This window comes from Mesorhizobium sp. M7A.F.Ca.CA.002.05.1.1, assembly GCF_003998335.1.
In the GTDB taxonomy this organism is placed as follows: domain Bacteria; phylum Pseudomonadota; class Alphaproteobacteria; order Rhizobiales; family Rhizobiaceae; genus Mesorhizobium.
Window position 1 is genome coordinate 1 of the sequence record NZ_RZQI01000018.1, and the last position, 18,806, is coordinate 18,806.

The window sequence follows — 18,806 nt, forward strand, 5'->3', positions numbered from 1 at the left end:
AGGCCGCACAGGCGAAACTGTCGGAAACGACCGAAGCGGCCCGCATGATGGAAGGCGACAAGGAAGCCGAACTGGCTCGCCGCCAGGCGGAAATGCGCGGGCTGAGCTCGGAGATACAGAACCTGCAATCGCGGCTGGAGCAAACCTCGTCCGAAAACAGCGAAGCCGCAGGCGAGGTCGCCAGGCTCAAGAGCGAGCTCAACGATGCCCTGGCCGAAAAGAAGATCGCAGATGAAAGATTGTCCGCGCTGAGCCAGGAGAGCGAAAGCGACAAGATGAGTCTTTCCAAGGTGAACGCCAACCTTTCTCAACTGACGCTGCAACAGGCATCCGAGCAGATACAGTTCGACGTGCAGAGGCAGGAATGCGAGGACCTCAAAGCCGAGATCGCCTCGCTCAATGCCCGGATCAAGGAATTGCTGCCCTACGAGCGGCTCCACAAGGCCACCAATGGCAGGCCGCCCGAGAACGGCGTGGTCGAGATAGCCGGGGCGATGGCGAAGAAAGCACGGACGACGGGCAGGCGGCGCATGCGCAGGAATGTCGGCGCCGCTTCGTAAAGCGTGTCGCGCCTGAAGCGCTTCAGGCGCTCAGGTCTTTGTTTTTGTGCTTGGGAGGCCGGCACCTCACCCGGAGAGTAAGCCCAATGGGGCACCGGCCAGGCGGATCGACAGGTCCGCCGCACAGACAAGGTAGCGCGCCTCGGCTCCGCACGGCATTGGTGCGATCACGGAAGGTGCCAGCGGCACTTCCCCGGGCTTCTGATTCGAACGCTTGCGACGACCCGCCAGCCGGAGGCTGCAGACACGCCCGGGAAGCGGTCGCGGGCCGGCCCGGTGCCTTTCAGTCGAGCGGTTCGTGCTGGTAGAGTTCGTCCATGCTGAGCGAGGCCAGGGCGCCGAAAGGGGCCTGCTTTTTCACGCGGCCGCCGCTCAGGATGACCACGTCGTCGCAGAACGAGATGGTGCTGTGGTGATGGCTGATGACGATGGTCGTGCGGCGGCCGGCTCTCGACTTCAGGGTCTCGACGATGGCCGCTTCCGACAGCCCGTCCACCGCATTGGTGGCTTCGTCCAGGATGAGGAGGTCGGGATCGCGGACAAGAGCTCTGGCCAAGGCGATCCGCTGCCTCTGTCCCGCCGACAGGTTGATGCCCCTGTAGCCAACCAGGGTCTCGTAGCCCTGAGGCAGCCTTTCGATGAATTCATGCGCTTCGGCCAGTCTTGCGGCGGCCTCGGCGTCGCCGGCAGTCGCGGCATCCTGGCCGTAGGTTATGTTTTCAAAAATGCTGCCGTCGACCAGTTCCAGCTCCTGGCTGGCCAGGGCGATGTGCCGGCGCCACTGGCCGGCGTCGATCCCGTCGAGCGGCGATCCATCGACGAGGATGCTGCCGGCGTCCGGTTCGACGAAGCGGCACAGGAGATTGACGATCGTCGTCTTGCCGGCGCCCGAGCGGCCGATCAGCGCCGTCGAGCGGCCACCGCGGATTTCGATTGTCGCCGCATGCAGCACCACCTCGCGCCGGTCCGTGCCGGAATAGGTGAACGTCACATCGTCGAACTTGATGCCCTGGCGCAGGCCGTGGAACGGCCCGTCGCCTTGCGGCGGTTGCGGCTTGCCGGTGGGATCCAGCAGCCATGTCACCTCTTCGAGCGATCCGCTCAGGCCCTGCAGCTGGCTCCACGACCCCTGGAGGGCCCGCATGTGCGGCTGCAGCCTGTAGAGCAGGATGACGAAGGCGATGATCAGCGGGAAACTCACCTGCGCCAGCCAGGCGCCGATCACCACCGCCAGGAACAGCATGGCGTGGAGAACCTCCGTCAACGGCGGCAGCGCTCCCTGGCGCACGAGCAGCGCGAAGGAGGCGCGGCGAACCGCATCGGACGCCGTGTCGAAGATCGCCTTCTCCCGGTTCTCCTGCCCGAAGATGCGGATCAGCCGTCCGGCATGCACAAGGTGAAGCATCTGCGAGGCGAGGTGGCCGTTGCGCGAAGCGACGCTGCGGCTGGGCTCCTTCAGATTGGCCGAAAGGATGGCGTGCGCGATCTGGACGAGCGCCAGTCCGAGCGTGACCAGAAGCGTCATGCGCCACGAAAGCAACAACAGGAAAGCCAGGAGGATGATGGCGGCCGATGCGCTGACGATGGCCGACAGCATGATCTGGATCGCATCGGAGGCCCGCCAGGATTCGTTGGAGATGATGTTGAGCAGGCGTCCGGGGCTTTGCCGCAGGAAGAACGGGTAGCCGACCCGCAACAGCTGCTCCGACAAGGCGCTGCGGATGGAATGGCTTGCCTTGCCGGAGATGAAGGTCGTCAGCAGCGTGTTGGCGAAGGCGAAGACGTTCTTCAGGACGATCGAGCCGAGGATGGCGACCGAAATGACCACAAGCCGGTCGCGCTCGCTCAGGCCCGATCCGACATGCTGGAGGGCAGCGGAGAAGCCGTCCATGCCGGCCGCATCCCCATGTCCCATGATGATGCCCAGCAACGGGATGATCAGGCCAATGCCGAACCCTTCGAGGACGGCGCTGACCAGGCCGAGTACCACCACCGCCGGAAGCAGGCGCAGTTGCCGCTTTCCGAACGCCCGGAACAGCATCGGCAGGCTTGGCGGCAGCATCGGCATTATAGCGTTTCACCTCGCCTGGGCATTGGCTTGCTGATCTTGCCGCACCGGCTCGGCCCGCGGCCGTCTGGCCAGCAGGAGAACCGCGAACCTGGCCGCGCCGAGCAAATTCATGGCGACGATCGGCCAGTGCGGCAGGTTGAGTTCACGATCGAAGGCGGGTCCTCCCGCCAATTCCCTGATAGCCCCTCTTGCGGCCCAGTAGAAATGGCGAAGCAGCCAGGGCGCGTGGCGAACATGCTTCAGGCAGAGCCCGCCATTGCCCAGGCTGTAGTCGCGGTGCAGCTTTTCGATGGCTTTGCGATCCCGCCGGCCGTGATGATGGAATATCGTCATATCAGGCACATACTCGACCGCGATGCCGAGCAGCATCGCGCGCACGAGGTAATCGGTATCCTCTGCCGACCGCAATGGTCCGCCGGCGCCGAAGCGTTCGTCGAAATAGCCGATGCGGGCCGCGACATCGCGGTGCATCGTCATGTTGCAGCCCAGCACGAAACCGCCGGGATGAACATCCGGCGTCAGCCGCTCGCGCGCCCACGACCGCTTGATGGTGAACGGCAAATCCCTGGCATCGCCAAGCTCGACACGTCCGCCCCGGATGAGCCATTGTTCCCCGGACGCATAGTGTCGCTCCAGATCGCGCAGATAGTCGCGATGGACCGCGCAGTCATCGTCGACGAAGACCAGCACACGGCCGCGCGCGCGCCGCAGCCCGGCGTTTCGCGCGGCCGCCAGTCCGGGGCGCGGCTCGCAGACGGGCGTGAACGGAATGTCCGATGCAGCGGCGATGCTGGCCAGGCGTTCGGCCGTGCGGTCGCTCGAACCGTTGTCGACGACCACGAGTTCGGCGGCGAATCCGGCATGTGCGCGGCAAGCGGCTTGCACCGCAAAGCCGCCCGCTGTGCACAGATCAGCCCCGATTGCTTCGCGGATCAGTCCTGCTTGACGTATTTGCGCCAGCTATGCTCCGGGCGGAAGCCCAGCACGTCGCGCGCCTTGCGGTTGGAGAGCAGCGTCTCGTATTCGCCGAGTTCGGCCTTGACCGTCACGCCGGGGTAGAACCGCTTCAGGAGTTCGGCAGTCGGCAGGTCGGACGAGGTGTCGTCATTGGCCGCGTTGAACACCTGATAGCCGAGCCCGTCCTTCTCGATGGCGCGCAGCGTGATCTGGCCAAGGTCGCGCGCGTCGACATAGCTCCAGGCGATGCGCTTGCGGAAACCCGGATCGGCGAACCATTTCGGAAACAGCGAATATTCGTGCGGCTCGATGACGTTGCCGATGCGCAGGGCGTAGATGTCGGTGCCGTTGCGTTGCGCAAAGGCCCGCGCCGTTTTCTCGTTGACGACCTTGGACAAAGCATAGCTGTCCATCGGATCGACATCATACTCCTCGTCGAGCGGGAAATATTTGGGATCGCGCGGCTCGTTGGCGAACACAAGCCCATAAGTCGTCTCGCTGGAGGCGATGATAATTTTGCGGATACCGAGCTTAACCGCCGCCTCGATGACATTGTAGGTGCCGAGCGCATTGATGCGGAACACCTCGTTGTCGGTGGTGATCATGATGCGCGGGATGGCGGCGAAATGCACCACCGCATCGACCGGCTGCGGGCGCAGCGAGGGGTCGAATTCATGCAGGCCCATATAGCTCGACAGTGCGTTGAACACCTGCCCGCTGTCGGTGATGTCGGTAATCAGCGTGCGCACCTTGGGATTGTCGAGCGGCTTGGTGTCGATGTTGAGCACCTGGCAGCCTTGCTCGACCAGATATTGGACGACATGGCGTCCGGCCTTGCCGCTGCCGCCGGTGAACATGATCCGCTTCGTCATTTTGCTCTCCACATCCTCAGGAATTTATGTGTATTGTCAGACAATATCGCCATCCGCAACCACCCTCGCCTGCAAAACGGCAGTGCCTGACATCAATCATTGCAACAGGACTTGAAGACATGAACACGACTGCCGCGAGCGAAAAGATCGGCTTCATCGGGCTTGGCCTGATGGGCCACGGGATCGCCAAGAACATCGTCGACAAGGGCTACAGCCTGACCTTCCTCGGCCGCAAGAACCGCAAACCGGCGGAAGACCTGCTTGGCCGCGGCGCCACGGAAGCATCGACCTCGCGCGATGTGGCGGCGGCATCTGATATCGTCTTCATCTGCGTCACCGGTTCGCGCGAGGTCGAAGCCATCATTCGCGGCCCCGGCGGCCTCAAGGAGGGCTTGAAAAAGGGCTCGGTCGTCGTCGACTGCTCGACCTCCGATCCGGTCTCGACGGTGGCGCTGGCAGAGGAACTCAAGGCGCTCGGCATCGATTTTGTCGACGCGCCGCTCAGCCGCACGCCGAAGGAAGCCTGGGAAGGCACGCTCGACGCGATGGTCGGCGCGCCGGACGCCCTCTTTGCCAGGGTGAAGCCGGTGATCGAAACCTGGGCCGGCCGCATCGTCCATATCGGCGACACCGGCGACGGCCATCGCATGAAGCTGCTCAACAATTTCATCTCGCTCGGCTACGCCGCGATCTATTCCGAGGCGCTGGCGCTGGCTGAGAAGGTCGGCATCTCGCCGCCGCGCTTCGACAGCGTTATTCGCAATGGCCGCATGGATTGCGGCTTCTACCAGACCTTCATGCGCTGGACGCTCGAAGGTGACCGCGACGCGCACAAATTCACCATCGCCAATGCCTTCAAGGACCTGACCTATCTGGAATCGATGGCGGGTGCGGCCGGTATTGCCAATCCGCTCGGCAACGCCACCAAGAACTCCTTCGCCGGTGCCCATGCAACCGGGCCGGCCGAGCAATTCGTGCCGATGCTGGCTACGCATATCGCTGGGGTGAACGGTGTCGACCTGATGCCGATGAAGGATGGGAAGAAGCAGACCATTTGACCGATTACCCAAGGCTGGCGCCGATCACCGCCTCCACCGCCCTATCCCATCGTCGGTATCTGCAAGCAGCTTGTGCACGGCGTTGCGCGCGGCGGCTGGGCGCTGCAGGCGGATGTTCCTTTCGATCGCCTCATGCAGCTTCTGCGCCTGGCGCTGATCGGCGACCTGCTGCGTCGTGAATGCGAAGAGATGGTCGAGCGCCGACTCGATCAGCACGCCGAGCGGCACCAGAAGGTCGTTGCCGGAAGCGCGCAGGATGGCCAGATGAAAGCGCGTGTCGGCGCGGATACGCTCCTGCAGGCTCAAGGCCTCGCCCATTTCGCGGCAGGCCTGGCTGATTTCCGCCATTTGCTCGTCGCTGCGCCGCATGGCGGCAAAGGCCGACGCTTCCGGCTCGATGATATGACGAAACTCCTGCACGGTTCGCAGGAACGCCTCGCGGTCGGGCGCCGTCGCGTACCAGGCCAGAACGTCGCGGTCGAGCAGGTTCCAGCGCTCCCTCGGCTCGACCCAGCTGCCGATCTTGGGGCGTGAGGCCAACAGGCTTTTCGCCATCAGCATCTTGATGGCTTCGCGCACCGCCGAACGGCTGACATTGAATATCTCGGCCCATCTGGACTCGTTGGGCAGGATGGTACCGGGCGGATAGTCGCCACGCACGATCCGCAGGCCAATCTCGCCGGCCAGCGAAACATGGACGCTCGCTCCCGCAAAATGCGCGGCACCGGCCTTGCGCATGACAGCCGGGCTGCGGCTGGCTTGTGGCTTGGCCGGGTCGGTTCGCTTGCTTGATTTCTCGTCCGGCATCCACGTTCCAATGCGTCGACCGTCTGTCGTCCGGACTGGTCCGAACCGCACGGGCGCCGATCTCGTTGCCGAAAAACCCAGATCACGGACGCGGCAAAGCCGGAGCCGGTTGCCCCAACCATTGCGTCCGTTCGGGAATTATCGCTTCCGTTCAGGAATGACGGGGCGCCCGCAACCGGGCGCCCCGTCATCGAGAACCTACTTCTGGATGCAGGTGTCGACCGTATCCTTGGTGCATTCGTCGAGGCCGGTGAACACCGGATCGGCGACGGGCTTGCCTTCGATCAGGTCGATCATCACCGACGGTGCCTTGTAGCCCATTTCGAATGGACGCTGACCGACAAGAGCAGTCACAAGGCCGTCACGCGCGATCGCCACTTCGTCGCCAATCGTGTCGGCGGCGCCGATGACGAAGTCGTTGCTGGCGATCCGGTCCTTGAGCGGTCCGAACAGATCGCGATAGGGCTGCGGCGCGCCGAACAGCGGCCAGCCGCCCATGATGCCGAAAGCGTCCAGCTTGGGGTTGGCGGCGAGGATGTCGGTCATCGCCTGCACGCCCTTGGCGCCATCGTCATTGGTGAACACCGGGCAGCCGGGAACTTCGGTCCAGCCACCTTCACCGGCAAGTGCCGCAAGGCCTTCCTTGCCCGACAGTGCGTCACGCATGCCTTGCGCACGGCGCAGGATGTTGTCGGCTGCCGGGTTGCCTTCGATGGTGCAGATCGTGCCGCCATTCGGCTTGCCCTTCTTGATGTACTCGCCGATCTTCTTGCCCATCAGGTAATTGTCGGTACCGAGATAGGTCTTGCGAAGACCTGCGTCTTCCTTGCTGAGATCGGCATCGACCGTCATGATCGGGATCGTCGGATTGGCGCTCTTGATCGTCTGCGCGATCAGCGGCGCGTTGGACGGCGAGATCGCCATCGCCACCGTGTCGGCCTTGCTCAGCATGTCCTGGACGATCTGCGCCTCGCCGGCCTCGTCCGAAGTCGACGCCGGACCGGTGTAGAAGCATTCATACTCCGAGCTGGCGTTTTCCTTGTTCCATTTCTCGCAGCCCTGGTGGATGGCCTCGAAGAACGGATTGTCGAGACCTTTCACGACAATGACGAGCTGTTTCTTGGCCAAAGCCGGCCCGGCACCCAACGCCATTGCGGCGACGGCGGCGAGCAAAAGTGTCTTCCTCATGTCAGTCCTCCCTTGAAACAAACGGACACGGCGTGCCCGCCATACAGATCGACCGGATGCGTGATGACCGAGGGTCGTTTCGAGCGCTCGTGTCGCCAGGACAGATCGATAAGCATTTCCAGATTCGGCTTCAGATCAGCTCACACACAGGTGTCGCCGGATGCTGGGCCGTCAAACCTCCGCCGATTCCGGCCGGCGAACCGCCAGCGGGGATCGGCATAATCTCCTCCGACGCTTAGCTAATATCGGCTTGGCGCCAACGTCAATGCTATTTGTCCTACAAAACGGATTTTTAAAATAGTCCTGGCCCAATTCGTCCGACAATTGATTGACGTGCGCCGGCTTTTGCGTAAAAGAACGCTAACGCCGTCTTCGGGAGGAGCCGGGGAGAGCGAGGCCTAAGCAGCGTCGGCATCCACGCCGGGAACAGCGGCAGGTCGCAAATCACGGGGAGGCAAAGGCTGGTGGCGGTTCTCGAACTCACCAACATCTCTAGGCATTTCGGCGCCATCCAGGCTGTCAACGACGTTTCGCTGTCGATCGAGCCCGGACAGGTGGTCGGCCTCATGGGTGACAACGGCGCCGGCAAGTCGACGCTGGTCAAGATGATCGCCGGCAATTTCCGCCCGAGCCATGGCACCATGCACATGGACGGCAAGGAATTGATCCTGCACAAGCCGGCGGAAGCCCGCCAGCACGGCATCGAGATCGTCCACCAGGACCTTGCGCTCTGCAACAATCTGACTGCCGCCGCCAACGTCTATCTCGGCCGCGAGCTGCGGCGCGGCGTCGGGCCGTTCCGCATCCTCGACTATGCCTCGATGTACAAGCGTGCCGGCCAGCTCTTTGCCGAATTGAAGTCCGAAACCCGTCCGCGCGACCTCGTCAAGCAGATGTCGGGTGGCCAGCGCCAGGCGGTGGCGATCGCCCGCACCATGCTGTCGCAGGCCAAGATCGTGCTGATGGACGAACCGACGGCGGCGATCTCGGTGCGCCAGGTCGCCGAAGTGCTGAACCTGATCCGCCATTTGCGCGATCAGGGCATCGCCGTCGTGCTGATCAGCCACCGAATGCCTGACGTCTTCACCGTCGCCGACCGCGTCATCGTCATGCGGCGCGGCCGCAAGGTCGCCGACAAGACGATTGCGTCGAGCTCGCCCGAGGAAGTCACCGGGCTGATCACCGGCGCCATCGAACAGGTTTGATTTCAGCGAATTTCACCACGCAGCAGATGAAGGTCGACGATGGCACTGACAATTGACCAGCCGATCGAACACAAGCAGCAATCCTTGGCCGCGAGAGTGTTTGCCAGCCAGACCTTCTGGGTGGTGATCGCGGTCATCCTTGCCTGCGTGTTCCTATCGTTTGCCACCGACGCCTTCGCCACCTCGAAGAACCTCTACAACATCACCCGCAACATCACCTTCGTCGCCATTATCGCGCTCGGCATGACTTTCGTCATCATCACCGGCGGCATCGACCTGTCGGTTGGCTCGGTACTATGCCTGTCGTCAATGGTGCTGGCCGTCACCATGCATGCCGGCTACTCGATCGAGGTCGGCATCCTGGCCTCCATTGCCACCGCGCTCGCCATTGGCGCCTTCAACGGCGTGCTGATCGCCTATCTCGGCTTTCCACCCTTTGTGGTGACGCTCGGCATGCTGTCGATCGCCCGCAGCCTCGCCATGGTCGCCTCCAACAACACCGTCGTCTTCCAGTTCGGGCCGGACCACGCCAAGCTTCTGTCATTGGGCGGCGGCGCCTGGGTGTTCGGCATCGCCAATCCGGTGCTTTACATGATCCTTCTGGCGCTGATCACCGGCTTTATCCTGCGCTGGACGAAGTTCGGCCGCCACATCTTTGCCATTGGCGGCAACGAGCACGCGGCAACGCTGACCGGCGTTCCGGTGCGCCAGATCAAGGTTGCCGTCTACATGATCTCGGCGCTGTCGGCCGGCATTGCCGGCATCATCCAGACCGGCTGGCTGGGCGCCGTCACCACCAATCTCGGCACCGGCATGGAGCTGCAGGTAATCGCCGCAACCGTCATCGGCGGCGCCAATCTGGCTGGCGGCGTCGGCACCGCCTTTGGCGCCATCGTCGGTGCGGCCCTGATCGAGGTGATCCGCAACAGTCTCGGCCTGCTCGGCATCAATGCCTTCTGGCAAGGCGTGTTCATCGGCGGCGCCATCCTGCTGGCGGTGCTGTTCGACCGCATCCGCAATTTCCGCCGCAGTGACTAGAACCATGATCCCGAAAAGTGGAAACCGGTTTTCTCGGACAAACGGAACCGTTTGTCCGGAGATCATGGTCAAACAAAAGACGGTTTGATGGCCAACTCCCTGTTCAGCCTCGAGGGGCGGCTGGCGCTGGTGACTGGCTCCGGCCAGGGCATCGGCTTCGCGCTGGCTCGGGGCATGGCTGAACATGGGGCAAGCGTGGTGCTGAACGGCCGCGACGCCGCCAGGATCGGCGGTGCCGTCGAAAAGCTGCGCAATGCCGGCTTCAAGGCGCACACCTCGACCTTCGACGTCACCGATTTTCAGGCGGTCAACGAGGACATTGCCCGCATCGAGGCCGAGATCGGCGCCATCGACATCCTCATCAACAATGCCGGCGTGCAGTTCCGCGCCCCGCTCGAGGACTTTCCCGAGGAGCAATGGGAGCGCCTGTTCAAGACCAATGTGTCGGGCGCCTTCCATGTCGGCAAGGCGGTCGCCCGCCACATGATCCCGCGCGGCAAGGGCAAGATCATCAACATCGGCTCGGTGCAGAGCGAACTGGCAAGGCCGAACATCGCACCATACACCGCGACCAAGGGCGCGATCCGCAACCTCACAAGGGGTATGTGCGCCGACTGGGCCAAACACGGCCTGCAGATCAATGCGATCGCGCCCGGCTATTTCCGCACCGAGATGAACCAGGCGCTGGTCGACAATCCGGAATTTTCCGCCTGGCTGGAAAAGCGCACGCCCGCCGGACGCTGGGGCGCTGTCGACGAGCTGATCGGCGCCGCCGTGTTCCTTGCGTCCGACGCATCGTCTTTCGTCAACGGCCATACACTGTATGTCGATGGCGGCATGACGGCTTCGGTTTGAGGGGCGTTCTTCCCTTGTGGGAGGAGAGGAAACCTATCGCTCAGTCTGAAAATCCGGCCGCATCGGCCGTCATTCGCCCTCGCCGCCCCCGCGCGTCTTGACGCGGCCCCGAACTCAGCCGCACAATCCCTGTTGCAGACGAAGGGAGGCCAGTCGTCTGCGGGAGGATATACCCATGACGGAAGCGATCAGGCTCTACTGGGGCCGGTTCGGACATGTATCTATCCTGAATGTCGCAAGCGACTTCGTCACCCATGCCCATGTCGAGGCCCATCTGATCATCTGGCTGGAAGGTACGGCCGGCGAAATGACCATCGGCCGCGAGACCGTCCGGCTTGGACCTGGAACGGCCGCCGGCATCAACTCCTTCCAGCCGCACAGCCATGTTCTGTCGCAAAACGGGACGCCCGGTCTGTTTCTAGCCTTCTACATCGATCCCGACTGGGCGCGGCGCCGCCGCGACCTGCCTTCGTCGGCACCGCTGTTTTCACAAGCCGCGATCACGCTGGAACCGTGGCTGCATCAGGCCGCCGCCAATCTGCTCGACCACCTCAGCGACAATGAGAGCGTCGACGATATCGCCAACTACGAGATCGAGCGTTTCATCGATAGCGTGCTCGACGCCGCCGACGCCTCGGCGCCGCAGGAGGCCCGTGTCCGCATCAACACCATGCAGGATTTTCGTGTCCGCAAGGCAATCCAGCTGATGAAGGCCAATGTCTGCGAGCGCATCTGCTTCGACGACGTGGCGCGCAGCGTCGGCCTGTCGCGACCGCATTTCTTCGCTTTGTTCAAGGAACAGACCAATCTGACGCCCAATGTCTACTGGAACACGCTGCGCATGGAGGAAGCGGTGCGGCAGCTGCAATGGTCGCGGGAGCCGCTGATCTCGGTCGCCTGCAATCTCGGCTTCACCACGCAGGGCAATTTCTCGCGTTTTTTCCGCGACCATGTCGGCGTGCCGCCGACGCTCTACCGCGAGGCCGCGCGGGCGATTGCCTGAGCCTGTCCTCGTTTAGTCAATGTCGACTGTTTTTCAGACTCCTTGATACACGCTCAAGACGCATTGATAAGCGCCGCTGAAATGGCCGCCCTACCCTTGCACCGGATCGCTTTTGCAAGGGAACATTTGAATGGCCAAAGTCACCATATCCAGCGTCATCGACGCGCCGGTCGAAAAGGTCTGGGCGCGCATACGCGACTTCAACGGGCTGCCGGGCTGGCATCCGCGCATGGTGGAGAGCCACATTGAAGACGGCAAGGATGCCACCATGATCGGCTGCGTGCGCAATTTCCAGCTCGCCAGCGGCGCCCGCCTGCGCGAAAAGTTGCTCGACTTCTCCGATCAGAATTTCCTGGTCAGCTACTCCATCCTCGAGACGCCGCAACCGCTGACCAATCACAAGGCGACCCTGCAGCTGCGGCGTGTGACCGATGGCGACCGCACCTACGCCGAATGGACCGCCAGCTTCGACGCCGCGCCCGAGGAGGCAGACAAGCTGGCCGAGGGCATGGGCGCGAATGTCTTTCAGGGCGGCTTCAACGCCCTGAAAAGCCATTTCGCCGGCCAGAGCTGACAGGAGCCAAACCATGGCGCTGGCACTGCAGACCTTTGCAACGGTGAAAGACGCGAACGCGGCACTGAAAGCCCAGGGCACACGCTATCTCGGCGGCGGCACGCTGGTCGTCCGCGCGGCCAATGAAGGCGATGTTTCGGTTTCCGGCCTTGTCAGGTCGACCGAGCCGTCTTTGTCCACCATCGCTGTTGCCGGCGGCAAAGTCCGCATCGGCGCTTCGGTGACGATGGCGGCGATCGCCAGTCATCCGGAGCTCGGCACGCTCGCCAAGGCCGCTCGCGCCGTCGGCGGCCCGGCCATCCGCAACATGGCGACCATCGGCGGCAATCTTTTTGCCCCGGCCCCCTATGGCGATTTCGCCGTTGCCCTGCTGGCGCTCGATGCGACGGTCGGCACCGATGACGGGCAAACGCCGATCGAGACTTTTCTGGCCAATCGGGACGGCAGCCGCGCCGTCGTCACTTCCGTGAGCTTCACGCTTCCGAAGGCCGACAGTTTCCGCTTCCTGAAAGTGTCGAGGGTCAAGCCCAAGGGCGTCTCTGTGCTCAGCATAGCCGCCGTTCTGGAACTGTCGTCGGATGGCACCGTGACCTCGGCGCGGATCGCGCTCGGCTGCATGGCGGATCGGCCAATGCGCGCCAGGGCGGCGGAAAAAGCGCTGATCGGCCGAACGCTGACCGCTGACGGCATCGCGCCGGCCTTGGCCGCGGCCGGCGATGGCATCTCGCCCATCACCGACCCGATCGCCAGCGCCTGGTATCGCGCCGAAGTCCTGCCGGTTCATCTCGGCCGGTTGCTGCTCGCTTAATATTCGTTCGGGGGCGCGCGTCTGTCCGCTGGTTGGGCAGGCGCGCTGGGAGGAAAACATGGCAAAGGTTCCGGTTCAATTCACGCTCAACGGCTCGGAAAAGGCCGAATTCATCGACAGCGGCACGACGCTGCTCCAGGCGCTGCGCGACAAGATCGGCGACACCTCGCCGAAAGGCGGCTGCCATCAAGGCACCTGCGGCGCCTGTTCGGTCATCATAGACGGCGAACTCAGGCTCTCCTGCCTGACGCTGGCCGAAACCTGCAATGGGGCGGCCATCAGCACGACTTCAGGGCTTTCGGAAAGCGGCGTGCTGCACCCGCTGCAGCGCGCCTTCCTCGACACCTTCGCCACGCAATGCGGCTTCTGCACGCCGGGCATGATCATGGCGGCCAAGGTGCTGCTCGATCATACGCCCAACCCCAGCCGCGACGAGGTGGTCGAGGCGCTATCGGGCAACATCTGCCGTTGCACCGGCTACGAACCGATCATCAAGGCGGTGCTGACTGCCGCCCGCGCCAATTCGCAGAACGCGGCCTGAGGGGTCCAAAAGAATGGAACTGCGCAAGAACTACTTCGCCGATGTCCGCAAAGATGATCTGCACGAGATCGGCCAACCTCGGCCGCGCTCCGATTCACCCGGCCATGTCACCGGCAAGACCGCCTTTTTCGCCGACCGCAATTTCCCCGGCATGCTGCACCTGAAGATGGTGCGCAGCCCGCATCACCATGCCCGCATCCGCTCGATCGACACGTCGGAAGCGGAAAAGCATCCGGGTGTGGTGAAAATTCTGACCGCCAAGGACGTGCCGCACAATGTCTACACCATCCTGATCCTGATCCAGGTCGGGCCGGAGGACGAGACCGTACTGGCCGACGGCAAGGTGCGCTGGAAGGGCGAGGCCGTAGTGGCGGTGCTGGCCGAAACCGAGCGTGCCGCGCAAGAGGCCGCAGCCAAGGTCAAGGTCGACTATGAGGTGCTGCCGGCCGTCTTCGATATGGAAGAGGCGCTGAAGCCCGGCGCACCGCTGGTCAACGAATATCACGGCCAGAATTATTATCTCTACGACAGCGGCGAGTGCCGCAAGGTGCGCTTCGGCGATGTCGAGGCGGGCTTCGCCGGCGCCGACCACATATTGGAGGAGAGCTACCAGTCCTCGCCGATCGAACATGCGCCGACCGAGACCACCGGCTGCGTGGTGGCACCCGAGGGCAATGACCGCTTCACCTGCTACACCAACACGCAGGCGATGTTCTTCACGCTCGACAACACCTCGATCATCCTGCAGATGCCCGGCAGCAAATTGCATTTCGTCGGCGGCACCGTCGGCGGCGGTTTTGGCGGCAAAGTCGACGTCATCGTCGAGCCGATCGCCATCCTCGGCGCAAAATTAACCGGACGACCAGTCTGTTTTATCTACAGCCGCGAGGAGGAGATGCAGATATCGTCGCCACGCGCGGCCGAAAAGGTCGTCATCAAGGACGGCGTCATGAAGGACGGCCGCATCGTCGCGCGCAAGGTCACTGGCTACACCGATGCCGGCGCCTATTCGCGCCACTCGCCCTATGGCGCGCAGAAGGGCGCGGGGCACTATCCCGGCCCCTACACTATCCCGAACGTCTGGATCGACACCTACTGCGTCTACACCAACCGCACGCCCTCCTCCGCCATGCGCGGCTTCGGCGTCACCATCGGCGATTTCGCGCTGGAGGTGCAGATGGACAAGCTGGCGCGGCTGATCGGCATGGACCCGCTCGAATTCCGCTTCATCAACGCCTATCGCGACGGCGATATGAAAGCGCACCGCCAGCCGACCGAGGGCGCGGCGCTGATCGAATGCATGCAGGAAGCCTCGCGCGCCGCCAACTGGCCGGTGGCGGAGAAATACATGGCGATGTCATCCTACGTGAAGGGAGCTTGAGATGGCGATCAGGCGTGGACGCGGCGTTGCCGCGATCAACTATCCCACCGGCATGAACCTCGGCGGCGACCCGACGCAGGCGCTGGTGCATTCGACGCCGACCGGCAATTTCATGGTGACGCTGTCATCGGTCGATCTCGGCCAGGGCATGAAGCAGATCATGGCGCAGATCTGCGCCGAGACGATCGGCGTGCCGACCGACCGTGTCGTCGTCGACACCGCCGACACCGACACCGGCCCGCACTGCATGGGCACCTTCGCCTCGCGCGGCACACACCGCGCCGGCAACGCCGTCATCCAGGCGGCAAGGGAAGCCCGCCAGGTGATGCTGGAAGTGGCGGCCGAGGAGTTGGAGGTGAATGCATCCGACCTCGAGACCGACGGCCAGGGCAACATACTGGTCAAGGGCGCGCCGCAAAAGTCGATCTCGATCTTCGATGTCGCGCTGTCGGCGCATTTCAAGCGCGGCCGCTCGATCTCGGGCCGCGGCATGTTCCTGATCCCGCGCTCTTATCCCGAGAAAGAAACCGGCGCGATGAAGCCGTCGACCTGCTACGCGCATGCCTGCACCGTGGCCGAGGTCGAGGTCGACGACGAAACCGGCGAGGTCACCGTACTGACGGTGAAGAACGTCTTCGAGATCGGCCGCGCGCTGAACCCGAAAATGGTCGAACAGCAGCTGGTCGGCGGTTCGTGGATGGGCATCAGCCATGCGCTCTACGAGACGACCGAGCCCTATTATCCCAACCGCGATCATGGCGGCACCGACTTCAACCAGTATCTGATGCCGGGTCCCGGCGACCTCGCCGAGACCGAGATCATCGTGCTGGAGCGGCCATCGGCGGACGGACCATACGGCGCCAAAGGGCCGGGCGAAATGTGCGCCAACCCACAGATCCCGGCGGTCGCCAATGCCGTCTTCGACGCCGTCGGCGTGCGCATCGACACGCTGCCGATCACGCCGGAGCGCATCCTGCGCGCGCTGAAGGCGCAAGCGGCGAACTGAGGGCCGAAATGACCGGGACAAGCGCCGAGACATCAGCGACCTCGCCGGAGGCGGTGGCGCAGCATCTGGCCGCCTCGCGCTATCTGGCCGATGAAAGCCTTTCGACCGCCATCTTCCTGGCAATCCGGCTGGGCAAGCCGCTGCTGCTCGAAGGCGCGCCGGGCGTCGGCAAGACGGAAGCGGCCAAAGCGATCGCCGAGCTGCTCGGCCGCGATCTGGTGCGGCTGCAATGTTATGAAGGCATCGACGCCGCGCACGCGCTCTACGAATGGAACTACCAGCGCCAATTGCTTGCCATCCGCCATGCCGGCGAGCATGAGATCGACATCTATGAAGACCGTTTCCTGATCGCCCGGCCGCTGCTGCAGGTGCTGAAGGCGCCGGAACAACGCGTGCTGCTGGTCGACGAGATCGATCGTTCCGACCACGAATTTGAAGCGCTGCTTTTGGAATTCCTGTCCGATTTCCAGATCAGCATTCCCGAGCGCGGCACCATCCGCGCCACGGCGCAGCCGATCGTCATCCTGACCTCGAACCGCACCCGCGAGCTCGCCGAAGCGCTGCGCCGCCGATGCGTCTATCATTGGATTGGCTATCCCGACGCCGAGCGCGAGGCCGCCATCATCATGCTGCGCGCCGGCAATGTGGCTGAAGCAACGGCGCGCGCCGTGGCGACAGCCGTGCAGACCATTCGCGCTCGGCCGCTGGCCAAGCCGCCCGGCATCGCCGAGGCCGTCGAATGGGCCAACGCGGCGACCATCCTGGAGAGAGGCGGCAGCCCGTGGCCGGAAGCCTTCCGCCGCGCCATCGGCGTGCTGATCAAGGACGAGGAAGACCTTTCCTACATCGCACCGGAGCTTGGCCGGATCGTCGAGGAGGCGCTGGCGTGACGCGGGAGGTCATTTTGCAATGCTGGCGGGAGAGCGCCCCCCTCTGCCCTGCCGGGCATCTCCCCCTCAAGGGGGGAGATCGGATGTCATCCCCGCTTTCGCTAATCGCTCACGTCGCCGAACAGAGCGAAGCGTCGAACCTGCCAATCTCCCCCCTTGAGGGGGAGATGTCCGGCAGGACAGAGGGGGGCGCCACGCAATGATGCGGGAAACAAGCTTGCCTCGCGCCGCTGCGCCCTTCCTCAGCTTCGGCCGCTTGCTGCGCCGCTATGGTTTCGCCATCGCCCCCGAGCAGGTCTCCGGCTTCATGCAGGCGGTGACGTTGCTCGGGCCGCGCTCGATGGCAGACATCCGCGAGGCCGCCCTTTCCACGCTGGCGCCGCCGCCCGACCGCCGCGACGAATTCGCGGCGCATTTCCAGAGCCATTTTTATGGCAATACGTCCGCCGTGGTCGAAGGCGACGCCGACGAGGAAACTCGCATCAAGGATGATGGCGGCGCCGACGACGAACGGCTCGAGGCCGAACAAAGCCAAGAGGGCGGCGACCTCTCTTCGGCCCTGGAGCAGTTGAGTGTCCGCGACTTCCAGCGCGACGATGACAGGCTGACCGCCTTTCGTCGCAAACTCTCGACCGCTTTACCAGCCCGGCGCTCCTTCCGTACGATACGCACCCACTCGCGCGGTAAGCTCGATCTGCGCCGATCGCTCAGGGAAATCGTCAGCGCCGATGGCGACGTGCCCTCGCCGCTGCTGCGCCGCCGCCAGACCGTACCGCGCAAGCTGCTGCTGCTGATCGACGTTTCCGGCTCGATGAAGCTGCACACAGCGGACTATCTCAAGCTGGCACATGCGGCCGTGCAAGGTGCCGACCGCGCCGAGATATTCACCTTCGGCACGCGGCTGACGCGCATCACCACGGCATTGCGCATCCGCGACCGCGACCAGGCGCTGGCGCGCGCCGCTGCCCAGGTCGACGACTGGGACGGCGGCACCCGCATGGGACCGACGCTGCTCGCCTTCCTCTCGGTGCCGCGCTTTTCGTCGTTTGCACGCGGTGCCACGGTCGTGATCCTGTCCGACGCGCTGGAGCGCGGCGATCATGGCGAGTTGGAGACAGCCATGCGACGGCTGAGCGCCCGCGCTTTCCGGCTGTCGCTGGCCACACCGCTAGCCGGCGACCCGCGCTTCCGGCCGGCAACGGCTGCACTTCGTGCCATCCTGCCTGACCTGGACGACCTCGTCGATGGCTCGTCGGTGAAAAGCCTCACCGATTTCATCCTGTCGCTCGCCCGCCCTGCTTCAGCGGCGGCGACAATCTGGAAGAGGGTTTCGTGATGCAGAAAGCCATCGACGCGCATTTCCACATCTGGCGCCAAAAGGACCAGCCCTGGCTGGTCGGGCCGATGGTGCCGCGCATCTTCGGTCCCTACGAGCCGATCCGGCGCGACTACCCGATCGAGGAATTTCTCGAGGACCAGAGGGATTCAGGCGTCGAAAAGGCCGTCTATGTCCAGACCAACTGGGCCAAGGAGGATTTCGAGAAGGAAGTCGCCTTCCTGCAGAAGACATCCGACGAAACCGGCTGGCCGCATGCCATTGTCGGCTACACCGACATGACAGTCGAGGATATCAGACCGCAGATCGATCGCTTGATGAAATACAAGCTGCTGCGCGGCGTGCGCATGCAACTGCATTGGCACGAGACCCCGGCCTTCCGCTTCGCCGCCTCCGCCGACCAGGTGATCGACCCCAAGGTGCGCGCCAATGTGGCGCGGCTCAAGGACTATGGCCTCTCCTTCGACCTGCAGCTCTTCCCCGCTCAGATGAAGGACGGCCTGACGCTGGTCGGCGAAAACCCGGAGACGAATTTCATCCTCACCCATGCCGGTATGCTGACCGGCATGGAGCCGGAAACCACCGAAGCCTGGAAGGCAGGCCTGCGCACGCTTGCAGCCGCCCCCAACTTCTACGCCAAGCTCTCCGGCCTCGGC

18 protein-coding genes and 1 pseudogene are annotated in these 18,806 nt (G+C 63.7%); 14 read left to right on the forward strand and 5 right to left on the reverse strand.

Translation table 11 applies throughout. The features are described 5' to 3' along the window. A pseudogene (locus EN939_RS02120) lies at positions 1-560 on the forward strand (hypothetical protein); the annotation flags it as partial. 283 nt (positions 561-843) lie between these two features. Here EN939_RS02120 and EN939_RS02125 read toward each other — a convergent pair. The 3 genes from EN939_RS02125 to EN939_RS02135 are packed head-to-tail and all read right to left on the reverse strand — an operon-like array spanning position 844 to position 4,460. After that, positions 844-2,628 (reverse strand): ABC transporter ATP-binding protein, encoded by a 1,785-nt coding sequence (locus tag EN939_RS02125; protein WP_127266784.1) that lies wholly within the window; start codon positions 2,626-2,628, stop codon positions 844-846. A 9-nt stretch (positions 2,629-2,637) separates the two neighbouring features. Beyond that, positions 2,638-3,567: a glycosyltransferase family 2 protein gene (locus tag EN939_RS02130; RefSeq protein ID WP_245473047.1), complete on the reverse strand. Its 930-nt coding sequence runs from the start codon at positions 3,565-3,567 to the stop codon at positions 2,638-2,640. Next, positions 3,564-4,460: an NAD-dependent epimerase/dehydratase family protein gene (locus tag EN939_RS02135; protein WP_127266785.1), complete on the reverse strand. Its 897-nt coding sequence runs from the start codon at positions 4,458-4,460 to the stop codon at positions 3,564-3,566. The genes EN939_RS02130 and EN939_RS02135 overlap by 4 nt, the downstream gene beginning before the upstream one ends. 119 nt (positions 4,461-4,579) lie before the next feature. Between EN939_RS02135 and EN939_RS02140 the strand changes: the two genes are divergently transcribed. Next, entirely contained in the window at positions 4,580-5,518 is a 939-nt protein-coding gene (locus tag EN939_RS02140) for an NAD(P)-dependent oxidoreductase (protein WP_127266786.1), read from the forward strand. 24 nt (positions 5,519-5,542) lie between these two features. Here EN939_RS02140 and EN939_RS02145 read toward each other — a convergent pair whose 3' ends face one another. Both EN939_RS02145 and EN939_RS02150 read right to left on the reverse strand, forming a co-directional pair. Continuing rightward, complete coding sequence (locus tag EN939_RS02145) at positions 5,543-6,325, reverse strand: FadR/GntR family transcriptional regulator (protein WP_127266787.1); 783 nt, start codon at positions 6,323-6,325, stop codon at positions 5,543-5,545. Positions 6,326-6,523: 198 nt separating this feature from the next. After that, complete coding sequence (locus EN939_RS02150; protein ID WP_127266788.1) at positions 6,524-7,513, reverse strand: sugar-binding protein; 990 nt, start codon at positions 7,511-7,513, stop codon at positions 6,524-6,526. Between the two features lie 464 nt (positions 7,514-7,977). Here EN939_RS02150 and EN939_RS02155 point away from each other — a divergent pair, with 464 nt between their 5' ends. The 12 genes from EN939_RS02155 to EN939_RS02215 form a co-directional block, all read left to right on the forward strand. Beyond that, positions 7,978-8,718 (forward strand): ATP-binding cassette domain-containing protein, encoded by a 741-nt coding sequence (locus tag EN939_RS02155; RefSeq protein ID WP_013530854.1) that lies wholly within the window; start codon positions 7,978-7,980, stop codon positions 8,716-8,718. A 39-nt stretch (positions 8,719-8,757) separates the two neighbouring features. Continuing rightward, positions 8,758-9,756, forward strand: coding sequence for an ABC transporter permease (locus EN939_RS02160; protein ID WP_127266789.1), 999 nt, complete (start codon positions 8,758-8,760; stop codon positions 9,754-9,756). An 87-nt stretch (positions 9,757-9,843) separates the two neighbouring features. Next, the gene (locus tag EN939_RS02165; protein WP_127266790.1) at positions 9,844-10,611 is read left to right on the forward strand and encodes an SDR family oxidoreductase; all 768 of its coding nucleotides are present in this window, start codon (positions 9,844-9,846) and stop codon (positions 10,609-10,611) included. A 175-nt stretch (positions 10,612-10,786) separates the two neighbouring features. Continuing rightward, positions 10,787-11,614, forward strand: coding sequence for an AraC family transcriptional regulator (locus tag EN939_RS02170; RefSeq protein WP_127266791.1), 828 nt, complete (start codon positions 10,787-10,789; stop codon positions 11,612-11,614). A 130-nt stretch (positions 11,615-11,744) separates the two neighbouring features. Beyond that, on the forward strand, positions 11,745-12,188 hold the full coding sequence (locus EN939_RS02175) for an SRPBCC family protein (protein ID WP_127266792.1): 444 nt from the start codon (positions 11,745-11,747) through the stop codon (positions 12,186-12,188). A 13-nt stretch (positions 12,189-12,201) separates the two neighbouring features. After that, the gene (locus EN939_RS02180) at positions 12,202-12,996 is read left to right on the forward strand and encodes an FAD binding domain-containing protein (RefSeq protein ID WP_127266793.1); all 795 of its coding nucleotides are present in this window, start codon (positions 12,202-12,204) and stop codon (positions 12,994-12,996) included. A gap of 58 nt (positions 12,997-13,054) precedes the next feature. After that, entirely contained in the window at positions 13,055-13,537 is a 483-nt protein-coding gene (locus EN939_RS02185) for a (2Fe-2S)-binding protein (RefSeq protein ID WP_127266794.1), read from the forward strand. Between the two features lie 13 nt (positions 13,538-13,550). Then, positions 13,551-14,918, forward strand: a complete 1,368-nt coding sequence (locus EN939_RS39650) for a xanthine dehydrogenase family protein molybdopterin-binding subunit (RefSeq protein WP_127266795.1) — start codon at positions 13,551-13,553, stop codon at positions 14,916-14,918. A gap of 1 nt (position 14,919) precedes the next feature. Continuing rightward, entirely contained in the window at positions 14,920-15,924 is a 1,005-nt protein-coding gene (locus tag EN939_RS39655) for a xanthine dehydrogenase family protein molybdopterin-binding subunit (protein WP_023756899.1), read from the forward strand. Positions 15,925-15,932: 8 nt separating this feature from the next. Further along, positions 15,933-16,814, forward strand: coding sequence for an AAA family ATPase (locus EN939_RS02200; protein WP_127266796.1), 882 nt, complete (start codon positions 15,933-15,935; stop codon positions 16,812-16,814). 199 nt (positions 16,815-17,013) lie between these two features. Further along, a complete protein-coding gene (locus EN939_RS02210; RefSeq protein WP_127266797.1) occupies positions 17,014-18,150 on the forward strand; it encodes a vWA domain-containing protein in 1,137 nt (378 codons plus the stop codon). Then, on the forward strand, positions 18,150-18,806 hold a 657-nt coding region (locus EN939_RS02215), incomplete at its 3' end, for an amidohydrolase family protein (RefSeq protein ID WP_164750863.1). The genes EN939_RS02210 and EN939_RS02215, both read left to right, overlap by 1 nt.

What these genes read in the sequence shown, in the direction of transcription:
- EN939_RS39650 (WP_127266795.1), top strand. Translation starts at nt 13,551, where the DNA reads ATGGAACTGCGCAAGAACTACTTCGCCGATGTCCGCAAAGATGATCTG.
- EN939_RS02165 (WP_127266790.1), top strand. Translation starts at nt 9,844, where the DNA reads ATGGCCAACTCCCTGTTCAGCCTCGAGGGGCGGCTGGCGCTGGTGACT.
- EN939_RS02135 (WP_127266785.1), bottom strand. Translation starts at nt 4,460, where the DNA reads ATGACGAAGCGGATCATGTTCACCGGCGGCAGCGGCAAGGCCGGACGC.
- EN939_RS39655 (WP_023756899.1), top strand. Translation starts at nt 14,920, where the DNA reads ATGGCGATCAGGCGTGGACGCGGCGTTGCCGCGATCAACTATCCCACC.
- EN939_RS02140 (WP_127266786.1), top strand. Translation starts at nt 4,580, where the DNA reads ATGAACACGACTGCCGCGAGCGAAAAGATCGGCTTCATCGGGCTTGGC.
- EN939_RS02170 (WP_127266791.1), top strand. Translation starts at nt 10,787, where the DNA reads ATGACGGAAGCGATCAGGCTCTACTGGGGCCGGTTCGGACATGTATCT.
- EN939_RS02125 (WP_127266784.1), bottom strand. Translation starts at nt 2,628, where the DNA reads ATGCCGATGCTGCCGCCAAGCCTGCCGATGCTGTTCCGGGCGTTCGGA.
- EN939_RS02180 (WP_127266793.1), top strand. Translation starts at nt 12,202, where the DNA reads ATGGCGCTGGCACTGCAGACCTTTGCAACGGTGAAAGACGCGAACGCG.
- EN939_RS02175 (WP_127266792.1), top strand. Translation starts at nt 11,745, where the DNA reads ATGGCCAAAGTCACCATATCCAGCGTCATCGACGCGCCGGTCGAAAAG.
- EN939_RS02210 (WP_127266797.1), top strand. Translation starts at nt 17,014, where the DNA reads ATGATGCGGGAAACAAGCTTGCCTCGCGCCGCTGCGCCCTTCCTCAGC.
- EN939_RS02185 (WP_127266794.1), top strand. Translation starts at nt 13,055, where the DNA reads ATGGCAAAGGTTCCGGTTCAATTCACGCTCAACGGCTCGGAAAAGGCC.
- EN939_RS02145 (WP_127266787.1), bottom strand. Translation starts at nt 6,325, where the DNA reads ATGCCGGACGAGAAATCAAGCAAGCGAACCGACCCGGCCAAGCCACAA.
- EN939_RS02200 (WP_127266796.1), top strand. Translation starts at nt 15,933, where the DNA reads ATGACCGGGACAAGCGCCGAGACATCAGCGACCTCGCCGGAGGCGGTG.
- EN939_RS02160 (WP_127266789.1), top strand. Translation starts at nt 8,758, where the DNA reads ATGGCACTGACAATTGACCAGCCGATCGAACACAAGCAGCAATCCTTG.
- EN939_RS02150 (WP_127266788.1), bottom strand. Translation starts at nt 7,513, where the DNA reads ATGAGGAAGACACTTTTGCTCGCCGCCGTCGCCGCAATGGCGTTGGGT.